This window comes from Amycolatopsis nalaikhensis, from assembly GCF_030264295.1.
Classification (GTDB): Bacteria; Actinomycetota; Actinomycetes; order Mycobacteriales; family Pseudonocardiaceae; genus Amycolatopsis; species Amycolatopsis nalaikhensis.
Genome location: NZ_CP127173.1, coordinates 910,020 through 921,580, shown reverse-complemented (window position 1 = coordinate 921,580; position 11,561 = coordinate 910,020). Strand labels below are relative to the sequence as shown.

The following is an 11,561-nucleotide window of genomic DNA, read 5'->3' as shown; positions in this document are numbered from 1 at the left end:
AACGTGAGGACGATGAGCGAGTTCGAAGCGGTGCTGCGCGGCCAGGTCGCGGACGGTCTGAAGACGCTGGACCAGGCTCGGCGAGCCGGCCACGACTACGAGGTCCATCTGCACGGTGCGTGGATCCGGGACCTGCTCGACATGGCCGCCCGGCACGGCATCGACACCGGCGAGTGGGTGGATCCGGCCGTGCTGGAATCCGCGACCCTCGGGGACTGACCATGGGCGTGCCGCTGGAGCAGGCGAAGTCCGAACTGTTTCGCGCGCTGGGGCACCCGGTGCGCATCCGGGTGCTCGAACTGCTCGACGACGGCCCCAAGACGGTGCGGCAGTTGCTGGATGTGATCGCGATCGAGGCATCCCGGCTGTCCCAGCAGTTGGCGATCCTGCGCCGCACCGGACTGGTCGTCGCGCAACGCGACGGCAACACCGTGGCGTACTCGCTGAGTACCGCCGAGGTGACCGATCTGTTGCGGACAGCACGGCAGGTCTTGGCCCATCGGACGCTCGGGCAGGGTCGGCTGCTGGCGGAACTGCGCCTGGAGCATGCCTCGTGACCGCTCACGCACGATCGGATCGCATGGTGGCGGTGGTGAGCGATGGCGGCGCCGTTGCCGACGGCGCCGCGGCGCAGTCGATCGTGCGCCGGTACGCGACGCTGATCGACCACCTCGCCGGATTGCCGGTCCGCGTGCTGAGCCCGGATGCCGGTGGCGCGCAGCACGTCGAGGCCGAACTGCGTGACCTTCCGCCCGACGTCGGTGCGATCTTCCTGCCGCACGCGCGGCCCGAGTTCGCGTGTCAGGTGCGGGCGCTGACGGGTGGGCGGCCCGTCCTGACCGATCAGGACACCACCGCGATCGCCCTCACGGCGGCGCTGCTGACCACTCTGAGCCGCGCCAGCCGCGTGCCCCGGGCCAGCAAGGTCGTGATCGCCGGTGCGGACACCCTGCCGATCCTGGGCCCGCTGTTGATGGTCTGCGGGGTCGGCGACATCACCACCTGGAACCCTGCCGACGCGCTCGCCTTCCCGTTGCGGCGCGTCGCCGCGGGAGCGCATGTCGTCGTCGACCTCCTCGACGGTACGGCCGACCTGGAGTCGCTCGCCGCGCATGCCACACCGACGGTGCTCGCACCGGAGAGCGGACGCGATCCGCTCCTCGCGCTGCCTGGCTTGCTCCGCGCACTCACCCACATCCCTGGCGCGCGCCTGGACGTCGAGGTCCACCACGCCTGTGCGCTCGCGCTGGTGATGGCCACCCCACCCGACGAGCGCTTACCGGCTGGACCGGACCCGGCTCTCGCCGACCAAGTCGCCGACGCCGCGACTCGGGCACTCCGCCAGCCCACTCACCGCCCTTTCGACACCAGTTTCGGCTGACCGGCCCACCAGCGCCGGAGCATCCGCAGGGAGACGACCATGACCGCAGCCACCATTCCCGGCCTGGACCAGGCACCCACCACCCACCAGCGCCTGCTGACCTGGGTCCGCCAGGTCGCCGAGCTGACTACCCCGGAGAAGGTGGTGTGGTGTGACGGCTCGGCCGAGGAGTGGCGGACGTTGACCGACAAGCTGGTCGATGCCGGGACCTTCGTGCGGCTGGAGAAGAAGTTCAACTCGTTCTGGTGCGCTTCGGACCCCAACGACGTCGCCCGCGTCGAGGAGCGCACGTTCATATGCTCGCGCGATGAGGCCGACGCGGGGCCGACCAACAACTGGATGGACCCGGTCGACATGAAGGTCGTCATGACCGAGCACTACAGGGGCAGCATGGCCGGCCGCACCATGTACGTGATCCCGTTCTGCATGGGACCACTCACCGCCGAGAAACCCATGCTCGGGGTGGAGATCACCGACTCCGAGTACGTCGTGGTGTCCATGCACATCATGACCCGCATGGGCACCAAGGCCCTGGCGCTGTTCGGTGAGGACGCGGAGTTCGTGCGCTGCCTGCACTCGGTCGGCGCCCCGCTCAAGCCGGGCCAGAAAGACGTGCCGTGGCCGTGCGACACGACGAAGTACATCACCCAGTTCCCCGAGGAACGGATGATCTGGAGCTACGGCTCCGGCTACGGCGGCAACGCCCTGCTCGGCAAGAAGTGCTACTCACTGCGCATCGCTTCGGTCATCGCCCGCCAGGAAGGCTGGCTGGCCGAGCACATGCTGATCCTCAAACTCACCTCGCCCGAGCAGAGGGTGCACTACATCGCCGCCGCGTTCCCCAGTTCGTGCGGCAAGACCAACCTGGCCATGCTGGAGCCCAGCATCCCCGGCTGGAAGGTCGAGACCCTGGGCGACGACATCGCCTGGATGCGCTTCGGCGAGGACGGACGGCTCTACGCGGTCAACCCAGAGAACGGGTTCTTCGGTGTCGCTCCCGGCACCGGGTGGAAGACCAACCCCAACGCGATGCGCACCCTGTACCAAGGCAACTCGATCTTCACCAATGTGGCGCTCACCGACGACGGCGACGTCTGGTGGGAGGGCTACTCCGAGGCACCGCCCGACCACCTCACCACGTGGAAACGTGAACACTGGACGCTGGCCAGCGACGAGTTCACCTCCCACCCCAACTCCCGCTACTGCACCCCGATCGCGCAATGCCCCATCACGGCGCCCGAATGGGACGACCCGAACGGTGTACCGATCTCCGCGATCTTCTTCGGCGGCCGGCGGGCCACCACTATCCCGCTCGTGGTCGAGTCCCGAGACTGGCAACACGGCGTGTTCCTGGGCGCCACCCTCTCGTCGGAGACCACGGCCGCGGCGACCGGTCAGGTCGGTGTCGTACGGCGGGATCCAATGGCGATGCTGCCGTTCATCGGCTACCACGCCGGGGATTACTTCCAGCACTGGATCGACACCGGCAAACACGCCGACACCGCGAAGCTGCCGAAGATCTTCTACGTCAACTGGTTCCGCCGCGGCGAGGACGGCCGCTTCCTTTGGCCGGGGTTCAGCGAGAACGCCCGCGTGCTCAAGTGGGCCATCGAACGCATCGAAGGCCACGGCACCGCGTTCCACACTGCGATCGGGTACGTGCCTGGAGCGAGCGCCCTTGATCTGGACGGACTGGACACGCCGATCGAGGACATCCAGGCCGCCCTCAAGGTCGACCACGACGAGTGGCAGGCCGAGATCCCGCTGATCGAACAGTGGTTCGCCACGATCGGTGACAAGCTGCCCAGTTCGCTGCATGACGAACTCGAAGCGCTCAAACACCGTCTCGCCTGAACCGCACGCCGGTGGCGGGCCGCGACATAGGCCCCACCACCGGCAACGCGAGCACCATGGGAGTCAGCACGTCGGGATCGGCACGGGCGGCGGAGGTGAGGCACATGACGCTTCCGGTGATCTGCCTGCGGATCGTGGTCCTGCATACCGAGGCCGACGTCTGGTGTGAGGTTTGCGACGCGGCCTGCGCAGCCATCGTCACCTACGTGGTCGAGGAAGCCGACTCCCCGCCCAGCGCCATGCACCGGCTCACCTGGTGCGAGACCTGCGAGCGCCACCAGCTCCGCTGACCCGGCTCGGCGACTCCGCCGCGCCGTCCACCAGCTCGTACCCGGTTACCAGCTCGGGGTGGATGCGGATGACCTGGTCCATCTCGCCGCTCACCCACGGACGCAGCAGCCGCTCGTAGCGCGCCACGTCGCCCGCGTCCCTGATGAGTCGGGCGTAGCCGGTCACGATCACGCTCCACCCCAGATGCTCCCGCTCGTCGATCGCGTCGGCCTGGTAGGCCACAACCTGCCCGACCACCGACAGCACCGCCGCGCCCAGGTGCGTCCGGATGATGACCGCGCCGTTGTCGACGAGATGGTTCACCGGCCTCGCGGCCGGCAGCGCGTTCTGTGAGAACACCACCCTGCCGAAGGACACGCTGCCCAGCAGCCGAAGCGACTCCTCCTTCGTCAGCTCCTTCAGCTGACGCGGCTCATTACCCACCGTCCCGCTCCGGGGCGATCAAGCCGTAGTGGCCGTCGTAACGCCGATACAGCACAGCGCCCCGGCCGGTGGCGGTGTCACGGAAGAACCGGAATGGCAACTCCGTGGCATCCAGTCGCTGCACCGCCTGTTCCGGCGTCAACTCCGGCACCGGATGCACATTGATCGTCAGCGGCACCGACGTCGGCGCCGACGGCGGCGCCACCCTCGACACGCGAGCAAGCCGGTAGCCGGTCGGGCCGACCCGGTAGATCACGCTGTCCTGCCCGGTCTCGGCATCGACGAACAGGTGGAAGTCGTAGTCCATCACGTCCATCACCAGTGCCGCACGATCCGGCGTGCACTCCTCCAGCGGATGACACTTGCACCGCGCGATCTCGCGCTGCCCGACCGGGCGCGGCACCGGGACGATGCGCGACCCGCCCTCCGCAGGCCACGCCCTCGGCACATTTGGGCTGGCCAACCGTGCCACCTGCGCACCCAACCGCGCCCGCAGATACCGGCTCGCTTCCTGGACAAACCTTGCCGCCACCTGGGCCCGGATTGGTTGCCCATCCAGCACCAGGTTGGCCTGCACGAGCGCCGGCCACGGCACGCTCGGACGGGTCAACACCGTGAGCTTGAGCCTGGCGGACGTCAACGGCTCTCGCAGGCGCCGGGCAAAGGCCGCGATCTGCCTGCGCGCGTACTCACGCGCACCATCCAGCACCTCACCCACGGTCTGCACCACGATGGCATCGCGCGCTATCCCCTGGCCCAACCCAGACCTCCCGCTGTCCTGACAGCCACGCCACAAGCGGCCCATCACTTGCATGCCTTGCTAGTTGCGAAATTCTGCAATCGCGACAATTTTCGGCTGTGCTGCTCCGATCGGCTAGGGCACAAAGTCCCTTGTGATCAGGCCAGCAGCCCGTCGGACTCTGACGATGCCCACGTCCGAGCCGCCGCTCGATGTAGCTGGAGCCGGTCGCAACGATCCTGCTCTGCGCAGGGCGTCGGCATCCGTGCATATTTGCACGGTCATGAACAGACAACGGCCGCGCTAGGTGTTTCCACCTCTGGTAGTTGGCGGCCGTCGGCCAGCGAGGTCGGTCACCCCGGCTTGGCGCTGGAGTTGGTCCCGCAGGCGGGCGTTCTCGGTGGTGAGCATCCGCAGGTGCTCTTCGTAGATTTCCACGTGCTTGCGCAGGTTGTCGTTCTCGTTCCGCAGGCGCCGCAGTGCACGGTCTCGGTCGTCGTCGGATCGGACCGGCCGGCGTCGTTTCCGCTCGTCGGTGTGCTGTTGCTGGGCGGCGTCCAGCATGGCTTCCGCGGCTGCGGCGAAGTGCCGGTAGAAGGTGGTGCGGTTGAGGTCGAACCGTTTGGCCAGGGCGGTGACCGTCGGGTAGGCCCCGCCCTCGCGCTGGGCGGCGAGCAGTTCCTCGGCCGCTGCGCGGACCTGGTCTTCGCTGGGCAGTGACCTGGTGCTCACCGAACCTCCTCGGAGCCGCTGACGGCGTCGACAGCCTTGTGCTGCCCCGGAATGCACCGCTGATCGGGGTGCTGCTGGGGATCGTGGCCGGCGGCGGCCAGCAGCGCGGCCAGGTCGCAACGCTGCTGTTCGAGCCGGTGCGCGACGTAGGGCGCCAGAACCTCAGATGACTCCAGGATGGTGTCCAGAGTGGACAACTGGGTGGCGAGGGCGGCCAGGTTGTCTGGCGTCAACGCGACGTTGCGGCACCGCAACGGCTGACAATCACCGAGGTCCGGCAGCGCGGTTCTTCCGTCCAGGGCGAGCTTGCGTCGGCACAGCGCCTTGGCGGGGTTGTGCACGCACGTGACGAACTCTCCGAAATAGATCTTCGGGTCGTCCCGTTTCATGATCTTGGCGAGGCGTTTCGGGTCGGTGACCACGGAGCCGGCGTAGGCGACCTTGCGGCCGAACTCGGCCAGCCGGGCCTGCGCTTCTCCGGCGGCGGGGCCGCGCAGGTCGTGGTGTTCGTGGCCGTCGATCATGGCCAGCAGGCGCTCGCCGCGTTCGAGGGTCTGCTCGGCCTCGACCTCGGCGCGGAACCCGGAGTCGGAGGTTCCGGCGTAGCCCTCGAACATCTGGATGCTGTGGTGTCGGTACTGGATCGCCCCGGCGATGGACCCACCGGGACGGCGGGCGATGAACCACGCCAGGGTGCGGCGGAACTGGCTGGTGGACAGCATCCACCGTTGCTTGCGCACCAACGGGATAATGTCGGGCAGGTCGTGGGCGCCGCAGTAGGTGTTGATCCAGTCGACGAACGCGTTGAGCACCCGGTTGGTCGCGGTCGTGGTCTGCGGATCGCCGGCGTCGCCGTAGCGGTACCCGGCGGAGCCGGGCAGCGGCGCGAACAGAAAGTCCACCTCGGGTGGCTGGAGCTGTTCGAGCACGGCGACAGCGTGCTCGACCGTCTCGGAGACCACCCAGGTCGCCCGGACCCCGGTCGGCGTGCCCTCGCCCTTGAACGCCTGGCTGGTGACCACGCGGCGCACGACAGCGCCGTCGCGGTCGCGTTTGCGGGTCAGGCAGCCGCGGCGCATGTGCTTGACCTCGCTGTCCCGCATCCCGGACAGGTAGGCGATCACCACGTAGCAGGCGGCGGCCAGCATCCGGGTCAGCGTCGGGACGTCGGCGAACCGGATACGGGCCAGCCACGGCCGACCGTGCACCTGGGCGCGGACCGGGGTGATGAGGTAGGTGTCGTCGGCGATCCCGAGTTCGGCCACTGCCTCGCTGATCATCGCGCTGGTGGTGGGATAGCGAAACGCGGACCGGTACCGGCCGATCTGGCGGGCCAGGTGGTGCTCGTTGACCTGCCCGTCGGCGTTACCGGGCAACGGCCGACCGGCGGCGCGGTAGTCGGCCAGCAGCGTGCGCAGCCGTTCCCGAGTCTCGGCCCGCTTGGCCCGGTCGATGATCGGTGGCTGTCCGCGGCGTCCCAGTGCGCTGCGCCGCCGCCCCTCAATGTACAGCGGCCACCATTCGGCACGGGCGGCCACCACGTCCGGGGCGAAGTCGCTGACCCACCGCAGCGCCCACACCAGCAGCGGGCTGATCACCTGTTCGGGGATACGGTCGGTGCGGTTCTCGCTGCGACGGGCCGGTTTGGAGTTGTCGCTGGTCCACTCCTCGATCCGCGATGGATCCAGCGGCAGAGCGTCACTGTGCAGGACATGACGGTAGAGCCAGAACGCCCGCACCGCGCCTCGGTGCGCGCCGCGCTGGCTGGGACCGAGGTCTTGAGACTGGAGCCAGTGGTGGAAGGCGAGCAGGTCGTCGGCCGTGACGTCGGCTAAGGCCCGAATGCCGCGCCGGTCGGCCCACCAGAGGAACTTCTTCACCTGGGTGAACCGTCCGCGGATCGAGCCCAGCGAGCTGCGGGTCTCCCCCGGTGGGGGTTCGCCGGCCAGCAGGGCGTAGAACAGTTCCTTGGCGACCGGGCGGAACGCCGCCGGCAGAGTGGGGAAGTTCAGGATCCACCGTCGGGTGTGGACCTGATGGTTGGCCGCGTCGAGGTCCCACACGTCGTCAGCGAACCGGGACGTGCCATCCAGGTCGGTGCCGGGGCGCAGGGGGCGGGTGGCCAGGACCGGGGCGTCCGGGGGCACCGGCCCGCCGCGACGGGGCGCGGCTGCGGCGCTGGTCACGTGTTCTCCTTCGGTCCGTCGATGACGTCCAGCAGGGCGGCCAGGCCCACGGTGGGTGGGGCCTGGTCCCATTCGGCGGGGCTGAACTTGGGGCGGATGTGCTGGGTGATGGCCAGCCAGGTCAGGCCGTGCCGCTGCCACCAGGTCGCCAACTCCATCGCCTCGCGCCGCGTCAGCAGCCAGTCCAGCAGTGCCTTCAGCCGGGGGATGTGCGCGTGAGTGACCAGCGCGTTCTCACAGGCCAGGCAGGTCAAAAACGACACCGAGCACCGCTTGCCGCCGTCGAACGGGCCGTGCTCGATGTCCGCGCAGGCCGCGACCACGGTGTCCAGCCGCCCCGCCAGCAGGTGTTCGGCGGTCTCCTGCGAGACCCCCAATCGGTGGGCGGCCTCGGCCGGTTCGGGCAACTGGCCCTGCGCGGTGGCCAGCACACGGGCGTGCGCGGCCCTGGCGTCCCGCTCGGCGTCGGCCAGCGCCGCGGTGACCACCTCGCCGGCCCACTCCCGCACCGAGGCGTCACCCCGCAGGTAGTTGGAGAACAGCACCGGGAAGGTGTTGCTGCGTGTCGAGGAGGGCAGGTGGCCGCCGGCGGCGCGGGTGTTGCGCACGTCCACCGTCTTCTTCAGCAGCGGCAGGTTGATCCGCAAGCGGTCGCCGTTGTCGTCGATGAGGTTGTGCTGGTGCCGGGCCTGCCATTTCTTGAACGAGTTGCCGCGGTGCAGCCGCCGGTCGTACGCGCCGATGTGGCCGTTGCGCCACACCCAGATCGACCACAACGAGTCGGTGCCGGAAAACGACCGGCCCAGCCGGGTCATCTCCTCGATCAACAGATAGAGCCCGCCGGAGGTCTGCAACCGCGCGCTGGGCTTGCCGATCTCCCAGTGCCCGGTGTCGAACATGCGGCTGGGCCCGCGGCGCCGCTTGACCAGCCCGACCCGCACCGCCTTGCCCTCCAGGACCTCGTGGTCGGCCGACAGGTCCTTGATGGTCTCGGCGTTGCGACCCGACAACCCGACCGCCAGCGTCAGCAACGGCGGGATGTCGCGGTCGAGCAGGAACAGGTACCCGGCCAGCTCCAGCATCGCCGCACGGTCCCGCAACCCGGAATTCGGGTGCGGCATCCGGATGATCGGCACCTCGCCCGTAACCCTGATCTGCGCCAGGGTGGCGGCCAGCTTCTGTTGCTCGACGTCCAGCGAGTCCGGATCGTGCTCGTAGTCGGTGAGCAGCCGCCGACCGGTGGCCAGGCGCTCGCGGATGGCCGCGACGTCCGACCGGGCCGTTGCCATGATCAGGTCGAACTCGCGGTCGGAATACCCGCTGGGCGGTGGCGGTTTCGGGGTCGTCAAGGGCCGACGCCGGTTCAACCAGGCGTGGACCTCCTCGCTGATCAGCTCTGGCGGGCGCACCTCGCGCAGCACCTTGCGGATCTGCCAGATCTCCAAGGTCAGCGTCCGCTCGTTGACCGAACCGAGCCGGTCCATCCGGTAGCGGTCCAGGTGCCGCGCGGTCAGCTCGGCCAGGGCCGCGGGCGGCTGGGCCATGCGCTTCAGCGACCGCAGAAACTGCTTGAGCGCGCTCCACGCTCCCTCCGCGGTGGACCGCGTGCGACAGCTTCCCTGCGGGCCACAGACCACGGCGAACGCCTCCGCCAGCGGCGGATGCAGGTGTGGCATTGGCCAGTCGGCGAACCGGAACACGTCGTTGCGGCCGTCCTCGCCCTCGAACAGCACCTCCAGCCCCGAGCCGGGTGCGCTGCGCACCAACGGCTCCGGCTCGTAGGCGCCTTCCGGACGCGCGGCAAACCGGCTCCGGCCCGTGGTCGGTCGCCGGCGGCTCGTGCTCACCGGACCACCAGCCCGGCCTGGGCGTATGCCTCGTCAGCGGCCTCACGTTCCAGTTCGCCGGAATCCAGTCCGGCCGGCTCCCACTCGTCGGGCACCAGCGCCAGCCGTGTCTCCATCTCCAACTCCTGCAACGTGTGCAGGTAGGTGAAGGTGGACTCCAACGACCGGTGCCCGAGCCGGCGTCGTACCCAGTCCTGCGGGTCACCGAAGACCTGCTCGTAGGACGTTCGCTGGGCGGGACTCATCCTGGCCAACTCACGGATGTGCTCTCGCTGCAACTGCTCCAGCGTGACCACCGCGAACGAATGCCGCAGCAGGTGCGGATGACACCGCAGTGCCACCCCGTGCCGCACGCACCGGTCGTTGGCGTCCTGGAACATCGACTTCCACGTGCCCGGCATGACCGGCAGGCCGTCCTCGGTCAGCCACAACGCCGCCGGTTCCAGCAGCCCGTCCTCACCTCGGATGAACAACCGGCGCCGCTCGCGGTGTCCCAGCGACTCCACCGCGACCCGGCGGCCACCGGACCGGCGCGGCGGCAGCGACGCCCGCTGCGGGTCCTCGACGACCAGCGGATCGGCCACCCGGTCGTAGATCCCGCGTTCCCGCGCCCGCTCCACCACCTCAGCCCGGTCGAACCGAATGTAGTCCCACACATCCCGCAGCACCGAAGCCGCGATGTAGATCCGGCGGCCCGACCCGCCCTTGGCGATCGCCACCGGCAACCGGGTCGGCACGTACGCCCGCCCCAGATCCACCTCCGGCACCTCGAACAGCGACAGGCTCGACTGTTCCGACAACCGCAGCCCGGTGCGCACCATCAGGTCGCAGAACGTCGCATTACGGGAGGCAAGCCGACCCTTGAACGACCCGTCCCGCACTCCTGTCGGCAGATAGCCGCGCACCCCCACATCCCGCCAGCGTCGATACGACGCTGGCGGCAACCAGCCCGCCTCCGCCTTGCGGCCATCGCGCGGTGCCTCCGCTGGCGTCTCCTGCCCAGACCGTGCTCGGCCCGGCCGCGACCGCGCCGGACGCTGCACGACGGGGTTCTGCTCGACCAGCCCCCGGCGCACCGCCCACTTGTAGAACTGGTTCACCGTGGCCACGCACCGCCCCCACGTCGACCCCGCCACTCGTGGCCCGTTCGGATCGGTCCGGCGCCACCGCTTGTACGCCGCCCGATCCTCCGGCGTGGCATCCGTCCACGTCCGACTGCCGACAGGTTTCCGGTGGCACCACAGGAAAGTCAGAAAATCCGCCAGGTCGTAGGCGATCGCCGCCAAGGTGTGCTCCGAGGCGTCCACCATATCCGCCTGCAGGAAGTACCGGTTCAACGCGAGGTCGTAGCGACCGTCCGGCGCGATCAGGCACGGCACCCGGTCCGGAATGTCCTCATCATCCAGCCACCGGTCCAGCACCTCCACCGGCGGCAACCCCCGAAGCACCTCCCGCGGCTCCTGCGGCACGGGCAAGTTCCGACGCGTGAAGTGCACTCTCCAGCCCAAGATCGGCATCGACCCACCCTACTCTGAACAGTGTTCGGCCCTACATAAGCCAGCCACACGTACTCGTCGATGATGTGCTGGGCGGCCTCGGTCGGTAGTGTGGCGAACCGGGCGCGTTGCTCGGGCCACCCCGCTTGGCAGCCAGCGTACGGACAGATTCTGGCCGCAGTCGCCGTGTCTACATTGGTTCGTGTCCTGGTCCAGCGGCGCGGCAGCGGATGGTGCCGGATCCTTGCTGGGCCGTCATGTGTCTCGTTTTCGTGCGATTCTCATGACGAAGATCACGAGATGATCTTACGTCGTAGGAGGGCCTCGATACTCCGCGTCGCTGGAGCCCCTGCTCCTGCAGATTGACCGTCCGCCAGAGGGCAAGCGCAGGCGGCGCTCTGCCGTCGCCTGAACGGTCCCTGGTGGCGGATGCGCTCCTGGTGGACGTGGCGGTCCCGGTGTGGGTGCTGATCGGGCTGGTGGCGGTGCTCGCTGCCCGTGCGGCCAGGAGGCGGCAGGTGGTGAGGGCACAGGTAGCCGGAAATTCCGTTGCCCTGTCCGGATCGTCCGGTATCGGATAGGACCTGACTGCACCTGATGACGAGGAGATGC

Annotated in this window: 11 protein-coding genes; 5 read left to right on the top strand and 6 right to left on the bottom strand. The window is 68.9% G+C overall.

The features are described from left to right. Positions 1–12: 12 nt before the first annotated feature. The 5 genes from QP939_RS04525 (at position 13) to QP939_RS04505 (ending at position 3,525) form a co-directional block, all read left to right on the top strand. Positions 13–219: a hypothetical protein gene (locus QP939_RS04525; protein ID WP_285455270.1), complete on the top strand. Its 207-nt coding sequence runs from the start codon at positions 13–15 to the stop codon at positions 217–219. 2 nt (positions 220–221) lie between these two features. Beyond that, positions 222–557, top strand: a complete 336-nt coding sequence (locus tag QP939_RS04520) for an ArsR/SmtB family transcription factor (RefSeq protein WP_112285757.1) — start codon at positions 222–224, stop codon at positions 555–557. Positions 558–580: 23 nt separating this feature from the next. Then, positions 581–1,381, top strand: a complete 801-nt coding sequence (locus QP939_RS04515) for a hypothetical protein (protein WP_112285756.1) — start codon at positions 581–583, stop codon at positions 1,379–1,381. Between the two features lie 39 nt (positions 1,382–1,420). Further along, positions 1,421–3,235 (top strand): phosphoenolpyruvate carboxykinase (GTP), encoded by a 1,815-nt coding sequence (locus tag QP939_RS04510; RefSeq protein ID WP_112285755.1) that lies wholly within the window; start codon positions 1,421–1,423, stop codon positions 3,233–3,235. 104 nt (positions 3,236–3,339) lie between these two features. Then, the gene (locus QP939_RS04505; protein ID WP_112285754.1) at positions 3,340–3,525 is read left to right on the top strand and encodes a hypothetical protein; all 186 of its coding nucleotides are present in this window, start codon (positions 3,340–3,342) and stop codon (positions 3,523–3,525) included. Here QP939_RS04505 and QP939_RS04500 read toward each other — a convergent pair. The 6 genes from QP939_RS04500 to QP939_RS04475 all read right to left on the bottom strand — a co-directional run bounded on the left by QP939_RS04500 (position 3,485) and on the right by QP939_RS04475 (position 10,880). Beyond that, positions 3,485–3,949 carry a pyridoxamine 5'-phosphate oxidase family protein gene (locus QP939_RS04500; RefSeq protein WP_112285753.1) on the bottom strand — a complete coding sequence of 155 codons (465 nt, stop codon included), beginning with the start codon at positions 3,947–3,949 and terminating at the stop codon, positions 3,485–3,487. The two genes, QP939_RS04505 and QP939_RS04500, sit on opposite strands and share 41 nt — an antisense overlap. Then, entirely contained in the window at positions 3,942–4,679 is a 738-nt protein-coding gene (locus QP939_RS04495; protein ID WP_285455269.1) for a sigma 54 modulation/S30EA ribosomal C-terminal domain-containing protein, read from the bottom strand. Before QP939_RS04495 ends, QP939_RS04500 begins: the two co-directional genes overlap by 8 nt. Positions 4,680–4,991: 312 nt before the next feature. Continuing rightward, a complete protein-coding gene (locus tag QP939_RS04490; RefSeq protein ID WP_285455268.1) occupies positions 4,992–5,420 on the bottom strand; it encodes a hypothetical protein in 429 nt (142 codons plus the stop codon). Beyond that, a complete protein-coding gene (locus tag QP939_RS04485) occupies positions 5,417–7,606 on the bottom strand; it encodes a site-specific integrase (protein ID WP_285455267.1) in 2,190 nt (729 codons plus the stop codon). The genes QP939_RS04490 and QP939_RS04485 overlap by 4 nt, the downstream gene beginning before the upstream one ends. Next, positions 7,603–9,369, bottom strand: a complete 1,767-nt coding sequence (locus QP939_RS04480; RefSeq protein ID WP_285455265.1) for a hypothetical protein — start codon at positions 9,367–9,369, stop codon at positions 7,603–7,605. The genes QP939_RS04485 and QP939_RS04480 overlap by 4 nt, the downstream gene beginning before the upstream one ends. Before the next feature lie 80 nt (positions 9,370–9,449). Further along, positions 9,450–10,880, bottom strand: a complete 1,431-nt coding sequence (locus QP939_RS04475) for a tyrosine-type recombinase/integrase (protein WP_211787778.1) — start codon at positions 10,878–10,880, stop codon at positions 9,450–9,452. Positions 10,881–11,561: the final 681 nt, after the last annotated feature.

Bases quoted from the DNA above. Each gene is read 5' to 3' on its own strand.
- QP939_RS04520 (WP_112285757.1), top strand. From the start codon at position 222: ATGGGCGTGCCGCTGGAGCAGGCGAAGTCCGAACTGTTTCGCGCGCTG.
- QP939_RS04510 (WP_112285755.1), top strand. From the start codon at position 1,421: ATGACCGCAGCCACCATTCCCGGCCTGGACCAGGCACCCACCACCCAC.
- QP939_RS04525 (WP_285455270.1), top strand. From the start codon at position 13: ATGAGCGAGTTCGAAGCGGTGCTGCGCGGCCAGGTCGCGGACGGTCTG.
- QP939_RS04505 (WP_112285754.1), top strand. From the start codon at position 3,340: ATGACGCTTCCGGTGATCTGCCTGCGGATCGTGGTCCTGCATACCGAG.
- QP939_RS04515 (WP_112285756.1), top strand. From the start codon at position 581: ATGGTGGCGGTGGTGAGCGATGGCGGCGCCGTTGCCGACGGCGCCGCG.